The sequence below is a fragment of the Streptomyces sp. NPDC002403 genome (assembly GCF_053593015.1).
Genome location: NZ_JBSFBQ010000001.1, coordinates 348,417 through 364,319, shown reverse-complemented (window position 1 = coordinate 364,319; position 15,903 = coordinate 348,417). Strand labels below are relative to the sequence as shown.

Annotated in this window: 15 protein-coding genes; 9 read left to right on the top strand and 6 right to left on the bottom strand. The window is 69.8% G+C overall.

The window, feature by feature from the left end:
* Positions 1-52: 52 nt before the first annotated feature.
* The 4 genes from ACWCPY_RS01785 to ACWCPY_RS01770 all read right to left on the bottom strand — a co-directional run bounded on the left by ACWCPY_RS01785 (position 53) and on the right by ACWCPY_RS01770 (position 4,420).
* Entirely contained in the window at positions 53-1,177 is a 1,125-nt protein-coding gene (locus tag ACWCPY_RS01785; protein WP_007453079.1) for a GuaB3 family IMP dehydrogenase-related protein, read from the bottom strand.
* Between the two features lie 106 nt (positions 1,178-1,283).
* Positions 1,284-2,786 carry an IMP dehydrogenase gene (gene guaB / locus ACWCPY_RS01780; protein WP_451262291.1) on the bottom strand — a complete coding sequence of 501 codons (1,503 nt, stop codon included), beginning with the start codon at positions 2,784-2,786 and terminating at the stop codon, positions 1,284-1,286.
* Positions 2,787-2,925: 139 nt separating this feature from the next.
* The gene (locus ACWCPY_RS01775; RefSeq protein ID WP_072486721.1) at positions 2,926-3,501 is read right to left on the bottom strand and encodes a sigma-70 family RNA polymerase sigma factor; all 576 of its coding nucleotides are present in this window, start codon (positions 3,499-3,501) and stop codon (positions 2,926-2,928) included.
* 307 nt (positions 3,502-3,808) lie between these two features.
* Complete coding sequence (locus ACWCPY_RS01770) at positions 3,809-4,420, bottom strand: response regulator transcription factor (protein WP_003948568.1); 612 nt, start codon at positions 4,418-4,420, stop codon at positions 3,809-3,811.
* Between the two features lie 413 nt (positions 4,421-4,833).
* Between ACWCPY_RS01770 and ACWCPY_RS01765 the strand changes: the two genes are divergently transcribed.
* Positions 4,834-5,169 carry a WhiB family transcriptional regulator gene (locus ACWCPY_RS01765; protein ID WP_124716892.1) on the top strand — a complete coding sequence of 112 codons (336 nt, stop codon included), beginning with the start codon at positions 4,834-4,836 and terminating at the stop codon, positions 5,167-5,169.
* Between the two features lie 95 nt (positions 5,170-5,264).
* Here ACWCPY_RS01765 and ACWCPY_RS01760 read toward each other — a convergent pair whose 3' ends face one another.
* Complete coding sequence (locus tag ACWCPY_RS01760; protein WP_451262290.1) at positions 5,265-6,155, bottom strand: LysR family transcriptional regulator; 891 nt, start codon at positions 6,153-6,155, stop codon at positions 5,265-5,267.
* Positions 6,156-6,261: 106 nt separating this feature from the next.
* On the opposite strand from ACWCPY_RS01760, the gene ACWCPY_RS01755 reads away from it, so the two are divergent.
* Both ACWCPY_RS01755 and ACWCPY_RS01750 read left to right on the top strand, forming a co-directional pair.
* Entirely contained in the window at positions 6,262-6,936 is a 675-nt protein-coding gene (locus ACWCPY_RS01755; RefSeq protein WP_451262409.1) for an MOSC domain-containing protein, read from the top strand.
* A gap of 35 nt (positions 6,937-6,971) precedes the next feature.
* A complete protein-coding gene (locus ACWCPY_RS01750) occupies positions 6,972-7,745 on the top strand; it encodes an SDR family NAD(P)-dependent oxidoreductase (protein ID WP_362440812.1) in 774 nt (257 codons plus the stop codon).
* A gap of 8 nt (positions 7,746-7,753) precedes the next feature.
* Here ACWCPY_RS01750 and ACWCPY_RS01745 read toward each other — a convergent pair whose 3' ends face one another.
* Positions 7,754-9,283, bottom strand: a complete 1,530-nt coding sequence (locus ACWCPY_RS01745; protein ID WP_451262289.1) for a right-handed parallel beta-helix repeat-containing protein — start codon at positions 9,281-9,283, stop codon at positions 7,754-7,756.
* Between the two features lie 303 nt (positions 9,284-9,586).
* Here ACWCPY_RS01745 and ACWCPY_RS01740 point away from each other — a divergent pair, with 303 nt between their 5' ends.
* The 6 genes from ACWCPY_RS01740 (at position 9,587) to ACWCPY_RS01715 (ending at position 15,888) form a co-directional block, all read left to right on the top strand.
* Entirely contained in the window at positions 9,587-10,672 is a 1,086-nt protein-coding gene (locus tag ACWCPY_RS01740; RefSeq protein ID WP_451262288.1) for a substrate-binding domain-containing protein, read from the top strand.
* Positions 10,673-10,921: 249 nt separating this feature from the next.
* Positions 10,922-12,250, top strand: a complete 1,329-nt coding sequence (locus ACWCPY_RS01735; RefSeq protein WP_451262287.1) for an ABC transporter substrate-binding protein — start codon at positions 10,922-10,924, stop codon at positions 12,248-12,250.
* The gene (locus tag ACWCPY_RS01730; protein WP_451262286.1) at positions 12,250-13,143 is read left to right on the top strand and encodes a carbohydrate ABC transporter permease; all 894 of its coding nucleotides are present in this window, start codon (positions 12,250-12,252) and stop codon (positions 13,141-13,143) included. Before ACWCPY_RS01735 ends, ACWCPY_RS01730 begins: the two co-directional genes overlap by 1 nt.
* On the top strand, positions 13,140-13,994 hold the full coding sequence (locus ACWCPY_RS01725; RefSeq protein ID WP_072486674.1) for a carbohydrate ABC transporter permease: 855 nt from the start codon (positions 13,140-13,142) through the stop codon (positions 13,992-13,994). Before ACWCPY_RS01730 ends, ACWCPY_RS01725 begins: the two co-directional genes overlap by 4 nt.
* A 36-nt stretch (positions 13,995-14,030) precedes the next feature.
* Complete coding sequence (locus ACWCPY_RS01720) at positions 14,031-15,059, top strand: hydroxyacid dehydrogenase (protein ID WP_451262285.1); 1,029 nt, start codon at positions 14,031-14,033, stop codon at positions 15,057-15,059.
* Between the two features lie 115 nt (positions 15,060-15,174).
* Positions 15,175-15,888: an ester cyclase gene (locus tag ACWCPY_RS01715; protein WP_451262284.1), complete on the top strand. Its 714-nt coding sequence runs from the start codon at positions 15,175-15,177 to the stop codon at positions 15,886-15,888.
* Positions 15,889-15,903 lie beyond the last annotated feature (15 nt).

Genomic DNA, 15,903 nt, shown 5'->3' with positions numbered 1-15,903 from the left:
GGAGGGCCCGGACCGCCGTCGCGGTCCGGGCCCTCCCGTGTGCTCGGAGAACTCAGCGGCGGTGCTGCGAGTCCGCCACCGTGACCTCGACGCGCTGGAACTCCTTGAGGTCGCTGTACCCCGTCGTCGCCATCGCCCGGCGCAGCGCGCCGAAGATGTTCATCGAGCCGTCGGGGGTGTGCGAGGGACCGGTCAGGACCTCCTCGGTGGTGCCGACCGAGCCGAGGTCCACCAGCTTGCCGCGCGGCACGTCCTCGTGGACGGCCTCCATGCCCCAGTGCCGGCCGCGGCCGGGCGCGTCCGTCGCACGGGCCAGCGGGGAGCCCATCATCACGGCGTCCGCGCCGCAGGCGATGGCCTTGGGCAGGTCGCCGGACCAGCCGACACCGCCGTCCGCGATCACGTGCACGTACCGGCCGCCGGACTCGTCCATGTAGTCGCGGCGGGCGCCGGCCACATCGGCGACCGCGGTCGCCATCGGGACCTGGATGCCGAAGACGTTGCGCGTGGTGTGCGCGGCGCCGCCGCCGAAGCCGACGAGGACACCGGCCGCACCGGTACGCATCAGGTGCAGGGCGGCGGTGTACGTGGCGCAGCCGCCGACGATCACCGGGACGTCCAGCTCGTAGATGAACTGCTTGAGGTTGAGCGGCTCGGCGGCGCCCGAGACGTGCTCGGCGGAGACCGTCGTACCGCGGATGACGAAGATGTCCACACCCGCGTCGACGACGGCCTTGGAGAACTGCGCGGTGCGCTGCGGGGAGAGCGCGGCGGCGGTGACGACACCGGAGTCGCGCACCTCCTTGATGCGCTGTCCGATCAGCTCCTCCTGGATAGGCGCGGAGTAGATCTCCTGGAGGCGGCGGGTCGCCGACTCGACGGGCATCTCGGCGATCTCGTCGAGCAGCGGCTGCGGGTCGGCGTGCCGGGTCCACAGTCCCTCGAGGTTGAGGACGCCGAGGCCGCCGAGCTCACCGATGCGGATGGCGTGCTGCGGGGAGACCACGGAGTCCATGGGAGCGGCCAGGAACGGCAGCTCGAAACGGTAGGCGTCGATCTGCCAGGCGATCGAGACCTCCTTCGGGTCACGGGTACGACGGCTCGGAACGACGGCGATGTCGTCGAATGCGTACGCCCGGCGGCCGCGCTTGCCGCGCCCGATCTCGATCTCAGTCACGATGGTGTGGCCTTTCCCTCTATGTCTGCGCTGTCCAGTATCCCCGACACACGGCTGAGGGGCGGTCCCGGGAACCCCCGGACCGCCCCTCGGCTGCGCTGTCGCGTTACTTCCTGCTGTAGTTCGGTGCCTCGACCGTCATCTGGATGTCGTGCGGGTGGCTCTCCTTGAGCCCCGCGGACGTGATGCGGACGAAGCGGCCCTTGGTCTCCATCTCGTCGACGGAGGCGGCGCCCACATAGCCCATGGTCTGGCGGAGGCCGCCGACGAGCTGGTGCAGCACGTTGGCCAGCGGGCCGCGGTAGGGCACCTGGCCCTCGATGCCCTCGGGCACCAGCTTGTCGTCCGAGGCCACGTCGGCCTGGAAGTAGCGGTCCTTGGAGTACGAGCGGCCCTGCCCGCGGGACTGCATCGCCCCGAGGGAACCCATGCCGCGGTACGACTTGAACTGCTTTCCGTTGATGAAGAGGAGCTCGCCGGGAGACTCCTCGCAGCCCGCGAGGAGGCTGCCCAGCATGACCGAGTCGGCACCGGCGGCGAGCGCCTTGCCGATGTCGCCGGAGTACTGCAGACCGCCGTCCCCGATGACCGGGACACCGGCCGCGCGGGCGGCGAGGGCGGCCTCGTAGATCGCGGTGACCTGCGGGACGCCGATGCCGGCGACCACACGCGTGGTGCAGATGGAGCCGGGGCCCACGCCGACCTTGACGCCGTCGACACCGGCGTCGATCAGGGCCTGCGCGCCGTCACGCGTCGCGACGTTGCCGCCGATGACGTCGACGCCGACGCTGGACTTGATCTTGGCCATCCAGTTCAGCGCGTTGCTGTTGTGTCCGTGCGAGGTGTCGACGATGAGGAAGTCCACACCCGCCCCGGCCAGAGCCTGCGCGCGCTCCAGGGCCTCGGGGCTGGCGCCGACGGCCGCGCCGACGAGGAGCCGGCCCTCGGCGTCCTTGGCCGCGTTCGGGTACTGCTCGGCCTTCACGAAGTCCTTGACCGTGATGAGGCCCTTGAGCACGCCCGCGTCGTCGACCAGCGGAAGCTTCTCGATCTTGTGGCGGCGCAGCAGCTCCATGGCGTCGACGCCGGAGATGCCGACCTTGCCGGTCACGAGCGGCATCGGCGTCATGACCTCGCGCACCTGGCGGCCGCGGTCGGACTCGAACGCCATGTCGCGGTTGGTGACGATGCCGAGCAGCTTGCCCGCCGGGTCGGTCACCGGGACGCCGCTGATGCGGAACTTGGCACACAGCGCGTCGGCCTCGGCCAGCGTCGCGTCCGGGTGCACGGTGATCGGGTCGGTCACCATGCCGGACTCGGAACGCTTCACGAGGTCGACCTGGTTGACCTGGTCCTCGATGGACAGGTTGCGGTGCAGCACACCGACGCCGCCCTGCCGCGCCATGGCGATGGCCATGCGGGACTCGGTGACCTTGTCCATCGCCGCGGAGAGCAGCGGAATGTTCACGCGTACGTTGCGCGAGATGCGGGACGAGGTGTCGACTGCGTTGGGCAGCACTTCGGATGCGCCGGGCAGCAGCAGCACGTCGTCGTATGTCAGCCCGAGCGTCGCGAATTTCTCGGGCACTCCGTCGACGTTTGCAGTCATGACACCTTCCCCAAATGGCCTTGATCGGTGCGGATGTCCATGCTAACGGCCTTCGGGGGTGTCTCATTCCACGAGCAAGATCACCCAGAGGTTCTGTAGCTTCGTACGGAACCTTCCGTACGGGCCCGGCCGGGGCCGCTCACTGCTCGGCGAGGGCCCGCAGCCTGCTCAGGGCGCGGTGCTGGGCGACCCGGACCGCGCCCGGCGACATGCCCAGCATCTGTCCGGTCTCCTCGGCGGTCAGCCCGACTGCGACCCGGAGGACGAGCAGCTCGCGCTGGTTGTCCGGGAGGTTGGCGAGGAGCTTCTTCGCCCAGGCGGCATCGCTGCTGAGCAGGGCGCGCTCCTCGGGCCCCAGCGAATCGTCCGGCCGCTCGGGCATCTCGTCGGACGGCACGGCCGTCGATCCCGGGTGCCGCATCGCGGCCCGCTGGAGATCGGCGACCTTGTGGCCCGCGATGGCGAACACGAAGGCTTCGAAGGGCCTGCCGGTGTCCTTGTAGCGCGGCAGCGCCATCAGCACCGCGACACAGACCTCCTGCGCCAGGTCCTCCACGAAGTGGCGGGCATCACCGGGCAGCCGGTTCAGCCGGGACCTGCAGTAGCGCAGCGCGAGGGGGTGGACATGGGCCAGCAGATCGTGGGTGGCCTGCGCGTCGCCCTCGACGGCACGGTGCACCAGGGCACCGATTCCCGTCGTCTCGTCGTCGCGCATCGGACCATGGTGCCCCGGAGCCGCGTCATCCGTGCTGCCGCGTCCGTAGTTGTGCACCGAAGCGTTATGAGCGGGTGCGCCGGAAGTCATGTCCTGCGCCCTCCCCTTCCGCTCGACCGAATCGTTCCCGAGGAACTCCACATCTCAAGGATGCGGCATCGGCCGGGAAGCTTCACATAGCGTCGTCGCGACGGGCTCCACAGGTGGAGCGGAGCCCGTCCCGCGCACGTCGGTCACGTCGGTCACGTCGCCCCGTCCGCCGGAGCGCGGACGGGGAAATCGATCGGGGTCCGGCCACGGCCGGACCTCAGCGGACCAGGCCCCAGCGGAAGCCGAGCGCCACGGCGTGTGCCCGGTCCGAGGCTCCGAGCTTCTTGAACAGACGCCTGGCGTGCGTCTTCACGGTGTCCTCCGAGAGGAACAGCTCACGGCCGATCTCCGCGTTCGAACGGCCGTGGCTCATTCCTTCGAGCACCTGGATCTCACGCGCGGTGAGCGTCGGCGCCGCACCCATCTCGGCCGACCGCAGCCGGCGCGGGGCGAGCCGCCACGTCGGATCGGCCAGCGCCTGGGTGACGGTGGCACGCAGCTCCGCACGGGAGGCGTCCTTGTGCAGATAGCCGCGGGCACCGGCGGCGACCGCGAGCGCGACCCCGTCCAGGTCCTCGGCGACGGTCAGCATGATGATCCTGGCGCCGGGGTCGGCGGAGAGCAGCCGCCGGACCGTCTCCACACCCCCCAGACCGGGCATGCGTACGTCCATCAGAATCAGATCCGAACGGTCGGCGCCCCAGCGGCGGAGGACTTCCTCGCCGTTGGCCGCCGTCGTCACCCGCTCGACGCCGGGCACGGTCGCGACCGCCCGACGGAGCGCTTCCCGGGCAAGCGGGGAGTCGTCGCAGACGAGGACGGATGTCATGACCGTCCTCCGCAGCTGATGCGCGTCACCTTGAGCCTCCAGGCTGTTACATGTCGTCACCTGTGCGGTTGACACTCTCGGACACCTGCCCGATCGCTTTTTTCGTCAACCGCTTCCGCCCTCTCAACGACGGTCACTCGAAAGAGTTACGGGTCGGACAAGCGGGTTCGGCACTCTACGTGAGGAAGCGCACACGGAGGAGAACCGGCACGGATCATCCAACGGTCAACCGAAACTTCATATGAAGGTATGCCCCATTTAGCGGGTTTTCTTCCCTTTTGCTGGTGTCTGTGGATAGATTCGCAATCAGTCATATTTACATCTACTTACACAGTAGATGTACGGTCGTGGGCACGGTCGATGACGGACGACAACGACGTTTCCGACTCAGCATGGTTTCGAGGGGACAAGCAATGGCAGATTTCTCCCGCCTTCCCGGACCCAACGCCGATCTCTGGGACTGGCAGCTGCTGGCGGCCTGCCGCGGAGTGGACAGTTCTCTGTTCTTCCACCCGGAGGGTGAGCGCGGGGCGGCACGGAGCGCCCGCGAGAACTCGGCGAAAGAGGTCTGCATGCGATGCCCGGTACGCGCCGAGTGCGCGGCACACGCCCTGGCGGTGCGAGAGCCCTACGGGGTGTGGGGCGGACTGACCGAGGACGAGCGCGAGGAGCTCATGGGACGGGCCCGCAGCCGGCTGATCGCGGCGGCGGCACCCTCGGGCGTTCCGTCCCCGTCCGGGCACGGCTGATCCCGCCGCACCCGTACCGCAACAAGAGAATCGTTTTGGCAATTCACCCGGCCACGGTGAGGCATGACCTCGGGGCCGGGCCATCGGCAGGCCGCTCAGCGGGCGGCCGCCAGGGACAGCCGGTCCAGGGTCGCCGCGACCGCCGGGACCTGTGCCAGGTCGGGCAGGGTCAGCGCGACGATCTCGCGCTCGATGGCCGGCTCCACCGTCACGGTGCGCGCCCCCTTGGGACGTACCGACTCGATCGCGAGCTCGGGCAGCACGGCCACCCCGAGTCCGGCGCCGACCAGGCCGACCACCGCCGGGTAGTCGTCGGTGGCGAAGTCGATCCGGGGAGTGAAGCCCGACTCCTCGCAGACCTCCACCAGCTGACGGCGGCAGCGCGGGCAGCCCGCGATCCAGGACTCCCCGGCCAGGTCGGCGATGCCCACCGCGGCCGAGTGCGAGAGCCGGTGCCCCTCGGGGACCAGGCCGATCAGCCGGTCGGTGAGCAGCGGGCGGACGACCAGGTCGTCCCACTCGGTGCCGGAGGTGCCGTAGCGGAAGGCCAGCGCGATGTCGCAGTCGCCCTCGCGCAGCATCTCGACCGAGCGCGGCGGCTCGGCCTCCACCAGCGAGACCCGGGTGCCGGGGTGGGCCTCGCGCAGTGCGGCGAGGGCGCCGGGGACCAGGGTGGAGCTGCCGCTGGGGAACGAGACGAGCCGGACCCGGCCGGCCCGCAGCCCGGCGATGGCGGCGACCTCCTCCTCGGCGGCGGTGAGCCCGGCGAGGATGCCGGAGGCGTGCCGGACGAGTGCCTCGCCGGCCTGCGTGAGCCGCATCTCGCGTCCCGTACGGATCAGCAGCGTGGTGCCCGCGGAGGCCTCCAGGGCCTTCATCTGCTGACTGACCGCCGGCTGGGTGCAGCCCAGTTCGCGGGCGGCGGCGGAGAACGAGCCGGTGGCGGCCACGGCACGCAGGACACGGAGATGACGGGCTTCGATCACCCCTCAACCATAAGCGGATCTTGGGTCGGGTGCGAATTATTGGCGTGCTTCTTTGGGGGCGGGTGGTTAGCGTTCTCTCATGACGTCCATGGAACCGGCAGAGCCGATGCGGCTGCTGAGCGTGAATGCGGGACGGCCGAAGGCCGTCGACCACACCGACGCCCCCGCGGGCCTGACCGGCATCGACAAACGGCCCGTCGAGGGCTCCGTACGCGTCAGCGACCCCGGCCCCAAGGGCACCGGCGGCAGTGGCCTGGCCGGGGACGCGGTGTGCGACCTGCGCCATCACGGCGGCTCCGACCAGGCGGTGTACGCCTTCGCCCGCGAGGATCTCGACGGCTGGGAGCGGGAGCTCGGCCGCCCGCTGGCCAATGGCGCGTTCGGCGAGAACCTGACGACCGCCGGGCTCGATGTGAGCGGCGCGAGAATCGGCGAGCGCTGGCGGGTCGGCCCCGCTCTGGTGCTGGAGGTGACGTCGGGCCGGATTCCGTGCCGTACGTTCGCCGGTCATCTCGACGAGCCGCGCTGGGTCAGGCGGTTCACGCAGGCGGCCGCTCCGGGCGCCTACCTGCGGGTGATCGAGCCGGGTGAGATCCGGGCCGGGGACCCGGTCGAGATCGTGCACCGTCCGGACCACGACGTCACCGTGGAAATGGAGTTCCTCGCCTCCACGACGCGGCGGGAGCTGCTGCCCGAACTGCTCGCGGCCGGGGCCGCGTTGCATCCCGAGGCCCTGCGTGCCGCGCTGAAGTACACCGGGAAGCCGGCGGCGGACAGCTGATCACGGCGTGCCGGACAGGCACTAACGTGCCGCGTATGACGACTGCACTGATTACGGGCGCGACCGCGGGGATCGGTGCCGCCTTCGCGCGGCGGCTCGCGGCCGACGGGCACAACCTGGTGCTGGTGGCGCGGGACGCCGAGCGGCTGCGCGAGCAGGCGACCGAGCTGCACGACCGGCACGGCATCGAGGCCGAGGTCCTGAGGGCCGATCTGTCCGAGGACGAGGGGATCGGCGCGGTCGAGGACCGGTTGACGGATCGTCGGCACCCGGTCGACCTGCTGGTCAACAATGCCGGGTTCGGCAACAAGGGCCAGTATCTGGAAGTGCCCATGGCCGATGAGCTGAAGATGCTGAAGGTGCACTGCGAGGCGGTGCTGCGGCTGACCTCGGCGGCCGCGGCCGGGATGCGGGAGCGCGGCCGGGGCGGGGTGGTCAACGTGGCCTCGGTGGCCGCGTTCGTGCCGCGCGGGACGTACGGCGCGTCCAAGGCGTGGGTCGTGCAGTTCACCCAGGGCGCGGCGAAGGACATGGCCGGTTCGGGGGTGCGGCTGATGGCGCTGTGCCCGGGGTTCGTACGGACGGAGTTCCATCAGCGGGCCGGGATGGGGACCGGCAACATCCCGGGCTGGATGTGGCTCGACGCGGACAAGCTGGTGGAGACGGCCCTGGCCGATCTGGCCCGCGGCAAGTCGGTCTCGGTTCCCGACCCCCGGTACAAGGCACTGATGGGGCTCGTGAAGGTGACGCCGCGCGGCCTGCTCGGAGGGGTCACCTCCAAGACAGGCCGCAAGTACGGTCCTCGGTGAGCGGTCGGTTACCGCACCCCGCGGCCCGCGTAGGCGCCGATGTTGGGGGCTCCGGGCTTCAGCACGTTGCCGAAGTAGTCCTTGCCGCCGTTGTTCTCGATGACGGCTCCGGCGGCGAGGGCCGGCGAGCCGGCGCCGAGCCGGAAGTCGGCCCGGAGCTTCGGGTCGGCCGTGATGCCGCCGGGGTTCGGGCGGGTCATGTCGATGCCGTAGAAGGCGTTGTGGGCGAAGGAGAGCCCGGGGGTCGGGTTCTTGAAGGCGTAGCCGCCGGTGCCCTCGCTCACGAAGACGTTGTTGCGGATGGACAGTTCGTGCTGGGTGGTGGCGGGGCTGCCGGCGTCGTCCTGGACGAGGTAGCCGGGGATCTGCTCCTTGTTGTGGAAGGTGTTGTTGTAGATCTCGGTGCCCAGGATCGGGCCCCAGCAGTTCTGCACGAGGCGGGCACCGTCGTTGCTGCTGACGTTGTAACGGGCGACCGTGCCGATGGTCTTGGCGCCGCTGTACGGGCAGATCAGCAGGAAGCCGCCCTTGTTGTCGTGGCTGTAGTTGTACTGGAAGACGGTGTTCCGGGAAGCGCCGTCGGCGTCGAAGGACATCCCGTCGTGGGTGTTGCCGCCGCCCGAGACCTCGTTGTACTCGACGGTCGTGTCGTCGGTGTTGAAGGTCCAGATGCCCGCGTTGGCGGAGGGCGAGCGGAGCTGGAAGCCGTCGACCCGGTTGTGGTCGACGCGGGCGCCGCTGGTGGTGTCGAGCTTCATGCCGTCGCCGGACAGGGACTTCAGCGTGTTGTGGTGGATACGCACGCCGGTGCTGGGCGTCCACTCCCCCGGGTACACGTTCGGGTCCTGCTGCTCGCCGACCAGATCGCGCTTGGAGAAGGTCGACTTGAAGTAGATGCCCTCGCGGTCGACGTCCTCGATGCGGTTGTTGCCGATGTCCAGACCGTCGTACCAGCTGGCCTTGGTCCTGCCCTCGACCGCGATGTGGATCGCGCTGGAGCCGGAGACCGTCTTGTAGTCGCCGCCGCGCACATCGTGGATGTAGAGGCCGGAGATGTCGAAGCCGCGGGCGACGCCGTAGTCGGTGAGGCGGAGCCGGACGCCGTTGCGCTCGCTGCCGGGGTTGTCGGCGTTGGTGATCTCCAGCGCCTTGAGGTGCACGTACTGGGTGTTGGCGAGCAGGACGACGTCGTGGGCGCCCGCGCCGTCGAGCCTGGCGCGGGCCGAACCGTTGCCGTAGTCGGCGATGGTGAACGGGGCGCGGGCGGAGCCGGTGCCGGTGGGGGCGAGGGTGCCGGTGCAGGTGGCGCCGCGCTTGAACAGGAGGCGGTCACCGGGGCCGTAGGTGTGCGCGTTGGCCTCGGCGAGCGAGGTCCAGGGGTGCTGCTTGCTGCCGGTGGCGCCGGCCGGGTCCGCGGCGCAGTCGACGTGGAAGGTACGGCCGGTGGGCGCGGCCTGCGCGGCGGTCTGGCTCGCGACGGTCAGGCCGCCGGCGGCCGTCAGGGCCGCGAGCGCCGCAGCGGTGACGCGATGTCTCACAATTCCTCCGTACGAACGGTCAGGGTCGGGACGGACGGTCGGGTGGGGGCGGACGGCCGGTATGGGGCGGGACGCGTCCGCATCGCCGGGAATCCTGGACTCGGATTGATCGAACGTCAATGGATAGCGTTTGAATGATCGACACTCCCATCGTTCGATCACGTTGGTCTAGGGTCTTCTCCTTGGATCAGGCCGGTCCCGCGAGCCCGGCCCGGTCCGGACGAAAGGCCCTAGGGTCGGACAACGGCCCCGGCACCGGCCGGACCGGGGGCCGGGGCCACACACTGCGAGGGGACTGCCGCCGTGCGCGAAAGTGCTGCTGAACGTCATGACCGCCTGCTCGGACTGGTACGGGAACGGGGTTCGGCCCGGGTCTCGGACCTGGCCTCGCAGCTGGGCGTCTCGCCCGTCACGGCCCGCCGGGACGTGGAGGAGCTGGCCGGCCGCGGCCTCCTCGACCGGGTCCACGGATCGGTGTCCTGGCCGCAGGAGAGCGCCGCCGGCTCCGGCTCCGGCTCCACGGGCAGCGGTCTGGTCCTCGGCATGCTCGCGCCCTCGTCGACCTACTACTTCGCCGAGGTCATCCGCGGCGCCCACGAGGCCGCCGCGAAGGCCGGTGCCCGGCTCATCCTGCGGATCTCCGACTACCGGCCGCAGGAGGACCAGTCCCGCACCGAGGGGCTGCTCTCCGCGGGCGCCGAGGGGCTGCTGGTCGCGCCCGGCTGGCAGGACCCGGGCGACCCCGCCGCGTTCGGCGACTGGATCGCCTCGCTGCCCGTGCCGACCGTGCTGCTGGAGCGCCGGCCCACCGCGGGCTCCCCGCTGGACGGCCTGGACCGGGTCTGCTCGGACCACGCCCACGGTGTGCTGCTGGCCGTCCGCCACCTGGTGGACCTCGGGCACGGGGCGCCGTTGCTGATGGCCCGCGCGGACTCCCCGACCGCCGTCGCGGTGCGGTCCGGATACGCGGAGGCGCTGGCCGTGCTCGGGCTGCGCACACCTCAGGACGTGATCGATTCCGTACCGGCCGAACTGGCCCCGGACGCCTTCGAGCAGGCCGTGCAGGCGCTGCGCGAGGCGGTCCTGTCGGGGGTGTCGACGGCGGCGCTGATCCACAACGACGTGGACGCGATCCAGGTGGTGCAGCGCCTGGCCGAACTGGGCGTGCGGGTGCCGGAGGACCTGGCCCTGATCGCCTACGACGACGAGGTGGCGGCGCTCGCGGACACCCCGCTGACGGCGGTGGCGCCGCCCAAGCGCGAGGTGGGCCGGCACGCGACGGAACTGCTGGTGGAGCGGCTGGGCCAGAGCGGGGACGCGCCCCGGCGGCATCTGACGCTGCTGCCGCAGCTGAGGATCAGGGACTCGTGCGGGGCACGCCTGCCGTAGGCGCGCGGGCGGGCCCGGGAGCAGATGTTCCGGCGGCCTTCCCGCCCGGTTCCCGCACCCGGTTCCCGCGCTGTTCCCATCCGGTTCTCAGCAGGTTCCCGTCCGGTTCCACAGCGCACCCTGCCCGCTTCCGTACGTAACTTATCTGATCTTTTTTCGATCAATCGATCTTTCGCTCTTGACTTCGGTCACAACTGGTCCAAGGATCACGGCCAACGCCAATGTCGCCGCCAGTTCAGGAGCCTCGCTGTGAGCCGCAGTCCGAGCAGAACGTCCCTCGCCGTAGTCGGCACCGCCACCGCCCTCGCCCTTCTCACGGCCTGTGGCGGCAGCGGCGACGACGACGCAGCCGCCGGAAGCGACGGCAAGCCCGTCAGCATCACCTTCTGGGGCTGGGCCAAGGGGTCCAAGGAGGTCGTTGACGCGTTCAACGCCTCGCACAAGAACATCAAGGTGGTCTACGAGGAGATCCCGTCCGGCAACGCGGGCGGATACGCCAAGATCTCCAACGCGGTGAAGGCGGGCAACGCCCCCGACCTGGTCTCCATCGAGTACCCGCAGCTCCCGGAGTACGTCAGTCAGGGCGCGCTCCAGGACATCGGCCAGTACTTCACCGAGGACATCCGCAAGAAGCTGCTGCCGCAGGCGGTCGAGCTGACGACGCTCGGCGGCAAGAACTGGGCCGTTCCGTTCGACGCCTCGCCGCAGTCCTTCTACTACCGCAAGGACCTGTTCGAGAAGTACGGCGTCGAAGTCCCCAAGACCTGGGACGAGTTCCGCAAGGCCGCCGAGAAGATCAAGAAGGCCGACAAGAAGGCCCGGATCGGCACCTTCTTCCCCGATGACCCGACCACCTTCCAGGCGATGGCCTGGCAGGCCGGCGCCCAGTGGTACAAGCCCGAGGGCGACACCTGGAAGGTCAGCACCGCCGACGCGGCCACCAACAAGGTCGCCGACTACTGGCAGGGTCTGCTCGACGACGACCTGATCCGCTCCAACGCCTCGTTCAGCCCCGAGTGGACCAACTCCCTCAAGAACGGCGGCACCGTCGGCTACCTCGGCGCCGCCTGGGGTGCGGGCGTCCTCAAGGGCACGCTGCCCGAGCAGAGCGGCAAGTGGGCCGTCGCCCCGATGCCCAGCTGGGACGGCAAGCCGGCCAGCGGCATGCTCGGCGGCTCCACCTTCGCGGTGACCAGGACCAGCAAGAAGGCGAAGGCCGCGGTCGAGTTCGCCACCTGGATGTCGACCACCGAGGAAGGCATCAAGGCCCGCATCGAGTCCGGCACTTCGAGCGCCTTCCCGGCCGCGGCGGCCCTGCGCCCGGTGGCCAAGAAGTCCTTCGACGCCGGGTTCTACGGCGGCGAGGACATCTACCAGGTGTTCGAGGGCGCCGCGACGTCGATCGGCCAGAACTGGAGCTGGGGCCCGACGACCGGCACGACGAACACCACCATGAAGGACCAGTTCGGCAAGGTCGCGAGCGGCGGCACCACCATCAAGGACGCCGTGAAGGCCGGGCACGACGCCACGGTCGCCGAGCTGAAGAAGCGCGGTCTGAAGGTCGAGGACGCAGGCTGATGAAGCGCGCCCGGACGACCAGAGCCGCCGCCATCCTGCTGGGGCCCTTCTTCGTACTGTTCACCCTGGTGATGGTGCTGCCGATCGGTTACGCGGTCTGGCTCAGCCTGTTCACCGAGAAGCAGTCCGGCCTGGGCTTCGGCGGCACCGAGACCGTCTTCAGCGGACTCGACAACTACACGGCGGCCTTGGGCGACCGGGCGTTCCGCGAGGGCTTCGGCGTACTCCTCGGATACTGCCTGTTCTACATTCCACTGCTGCTCGTCGGAGCCCTCGCCCTCGCCCTGCTGCTGGACTCCACGCTGGCCCGCGCCCGCCGGTTCTTCCAGCTCGCGCTCTTCCTGCCGCACGCCGTGCCCGGCATCATCGCCGCGCTGATCTGGGTGTACCTCTACACCCCGCAGCTCAGCCCGGTGGTCAGCGCCATGGAGTCCGGCGGAATCGGCTTCGACTTCTTCTCCCCCGAAGGCGCCCTTCCCTCCGTCGTCAACATCGCGCTGTGGGAGTGGCTCGGCTACAACATGGTGATCTTCTACGCCGCGTTGCAGGCCATCGACCGCTCCGTGCTCGAAGCGGCCACGGTCGACGGGGCCGGTGCCTGGCGCACCGCGCTGAGCATCAAGGTGCCGCTGATCCGCTCCTCCCTCGTGATGGTCGCGCTGTTCACGGTCATCGGCTCGCTCCAGCTGTTCACCGAGCCGCTGATCCTCAACAAGGGGACCGGCTCGGCCGTCTCCTCCACCTGGACGCCGAACATGTACGCGTACACCGCGGCCTTCGAGCGCAACGACTACGGTCTCGCCGCGGCCGCCTCCATCCTGCTGGCGCTCACGGCCGCGCTGCTGTCCTTCGTCGTCACCCGCTTCACCGGCCGGAAGGGCAAGAAAGCATGAACTCCCCCGCCTCCCGCGGCCGCTGGATGTCGAAGACCGCCGTCAACGGCTTCCTCGTGCTCGCCGTCGTCTACATGCTCTTCCCCCTCGTCTGGCTGGTCACCGCCGCCACGAAGGACACCGGCGGGCTGCTCGCCGGCAACGCCTTCTCCTTCGAGGGCTTCAACCTCGGCCAGAACCTGTCCGACCTGGCCTCCTACGGCGACGGCATCTACTTCCGCTGGTACCTCAACAGCCTCATGTACGCGGGCGGCGGGGCGATCGTCTGCTCGCTGATCTGCGTCGCCGCGGGATACGCCTTCGACAAGTACGAGTTCCGGGGCAAGGAGAAGCTCTTCGGCCTTGTGCTGATGGGCGTGCTCGTGCCGACCACGGCGCTCGCCCTGCCGATGTATCTCCTGGCCTCCAAGACCGGCCTGGTCAACACCTACTGGTCCGTGCTGATCCCGGTGCTGGTCAACCCGTTCGGCGTGTATCTCGCGCGGGTGTTCAGCACCGGCTACATACCGAACGAGGCCCTGGAGGCCGCCCGTATCGACGGGGCCGGTGAGCTGCGCGTCTTCTGGTCCATCGGACTGCGCATGGTCATGCCGGGCTTCGTGACGGTCTTCCTCTTCCAGTTCACCGCGATCTGGAACAACTTCTTCCTCCCCCTCGTGATGCTCTCGGACCGCAAGCTCTTCCCGCTGAGCCTCGGTCTGTACTCCTGGAACACCAACACCCACGGCGAGCCGAGCTTCTATCCGCTCGTCGTCACCGGCTCCCTCCTCGCCGTCATCCCCCTGATCGTCGCCTTCGTCTCGCTGCAGCGGCACTGGAAGGCCGGACTGACCGCCGGCAGCGTCAAGTGACTCTCACCGCGAGCCCTGAGGAGTACGAGTTCCACCATGCCCCACGCCACTGACAACCGGCCGACGGCCCTGCTCGCGATGGGCCCCGGCATCGCCGACCGCCTTCTCGCCGACCGCCACCGCACCCGGCTGGCCGAGCTCACCCGTACCGACCCGTACCTCGTCGGCCACGACCTGGCCGCCCCGACGCCCGAGGTGGCCGCCGCCCTCGCCGAGGCCGAGGTGCTGTTCACCTGCTGGGGCGCGACACCGCTCACCGCCGGGGTCCTGGCGGCCGCGCCCCGGCTGCGGGCCGTGGTGCACGCCGCGGGCTCCGTGAAGCACCACATCACCGACGCCTGCTGGGAACGCGGCATCGCCGTCACATCGGCGGCCGGGGCCAACGCCCTGCCGGTCGCCGAGTTCACCCTCGCCACGATCCTGTTCGCCGGCAAGCGGGTGCTGCACACCGCGCACCGCTACCGCGATCTGCGCGCCGACCACGACTGGCTCGCGGAGCTCGACGGGGCCGGCAACTACCGCCGTACGGTCGGCATCGTCGGCGCGTCCCGCATCGGCCGGCGCGTGATCGAGCTGCTGCGCCCCTTCGACCTGGACGTGCTGCTGTACGACCCGTACGTGGACGGCCCGGAGGCGGCGCAGCTCGGAGTGCGGCTCACCCCGCTCGACGAGCTGTGCGCGAGCAGCTCCGTCGTCTCGGTGCACGCGCCCCAGCTCCCGGAGACGCACCATCTGATCGGTGCGGCGCAGCTGTCCGCCATGGCGACCGGGACGACGCTGATCAACACGGCGCGGGGTTCGCTGATCGACGAGGAGGCGCTGCTGGCCGAGCTGACGACCGGCCGACTGCAAGCGGTGCTGGATGTGACGGACCCCGAACTCCCGCCCGCGCACTCGCCGTTGTACACCCTGCCCAATGTGCTGCTCACCCCGCATGTCGCGGGTTCGCTGGGCGATGAGCTGCACCGGATGGCCGACCAGGCGCTGGACGAGCTGGAGCGCTTCGCGGCCGGTCTGCCCTTCGCGGACCCCGTCCACTCCGGAAGCCTGAGCCACTCCGCCTGAGCCACTCCGCCTGGGCCTTCGGACCACTGCGGACCCGCTCGGCCCGATCCGTCGGGAAGCCCGTGTCTCACTAAACTGGAAGCATCCCATCCGGAACGCGTGACCGGGAGATGCCATGAGATTCGTACAAGTTATCGACTGCAAGACGGATCGGTTCGAGGACATGGACCGTCTCATGGACCGCTGGGCCGAGCAGACCCGGGGCACCCGGACCGCCACGCACAGTCTGATCGGCAAGGACCGCTCCGACGGGTCCCACTACGTGGAGATCATCGAATTCCCGTCGTACGAGGACGCGATGGCGAATTCCGGGCTGCCCGAGACCGAGCGGATCTTCCGGGAGATGGTGTCGCTCTGCGACGGCATGCCCTCCTTCACCGACCTCGACGTGGTCCGCGACGAGCAGCTGAACCAGGCGCAGGTCCGCCGCTTCTTCCACGAGATCGCCGTCGGCGGTCATCTCGACGCCATCGACGAGGTGTTCGCGGCCGACTACACCGACCACGGCATCGCGAGGCCGGAACGGACGGTGATCGGCTCCGGCCGGCTGCGCGCCGATGTCGCCCGCTGGCGGGCCGCCTTCGACTTCACCTTCGAGCTGGACCGGCAGATCTGCGGGGATGACGACGTCGTGACGCTGTGGACCTGGACCGGCACGCACAAGGGCGCGTTCATGGGCATCGCGCCCACGGGCAGGCAGTGCGTCATGACCGGCACCACGATCTTCCGGTTCGAGGACGGAAGGATCAAGGAAGGCTGGTGGCACGAGGACCTCATGGGCCTGATGCGCGAGCTCGGCGCCCTAGACGGGAGCGCGGCGCGCGCCTGAACGCCCGAAGGCCCC

Excerpts from the sequence above, each read along its gene's own strand:
- guaB (WP_451262291.1), bottom strand. The coding sequence starts at position 2,786 with ATGACTGCAAACGTCGACGGAGTGCCCGAGAAATTCGCGACGCTCGGG.
- ACWCPY_RS01775 (WP_072486721.1), bottom strand. The coding sequence starts at position 3,501 with ATGCGCGACGACGAGACGACGGGAATCGGTGCCCTGGTGCACCGTGCC.
- ACWCPY_RS01770 (WP_003948568.1), bottom strand. The coding sequence starts at position 4,420 with ATGACATCCGTCCTCGTCTGCGACGACTCCCCGCTTGCCCGGGAAGCG.
- ACWCPY_RS01765 (WP_124716892.1), top strand. The coding sequence starts at position 4,834 with ATGGCAGATTTCTCCCGCCTTCCCGGACCCAACGCCGATCTCTGGGAC.
- ACWCPY_RS01755 (WP_451262409.1), top strand. The coding sequence starts at position 6,262 with ATGCGGCTGCTGAGCGTGAATGCGGGACGGCCGAAGGCCGTCGACCAC.
- ACWCPY_RS01750 (WP_362440812.1), top strand. The coding sequence starts at position 6,972 with ATGACGACTGCACTGATTACGGGCGCGACCGCGGGGATCGGTGCCGCC.
- ACWCPY_RS01730 (WP_451262286.1), top strand. The coding sequence starts at position 12,250 with ATGAAGCGCGCCCGGACGACCAGAGCCGCCGCCATCCTGCTGGGGCCC.
- ACWCPY_RS01725 (WP_072486674.1), top strand. The coding sequence starts at position 13,140 with ATGAACTCCCCCGCCTCCCGCGGCCGCTGGATGTCGAAGACCGCCGTC.
- ACWCPY_RS01720 (WP_451262285.1), top strand. The coding sequence starts at position 14,031 with ATGCCCCACGCCACTGACAACCGGCCGACGGCCCTGCTCGCGATGGGC.
- ACWCPY_RS01715 (WP_451262284.1), top strand. The coding sequence starts at position 15,175 with ATGAGATTCGTACAAGTTATCGACTGCAAGACGGATCGGTTCGAGGAC.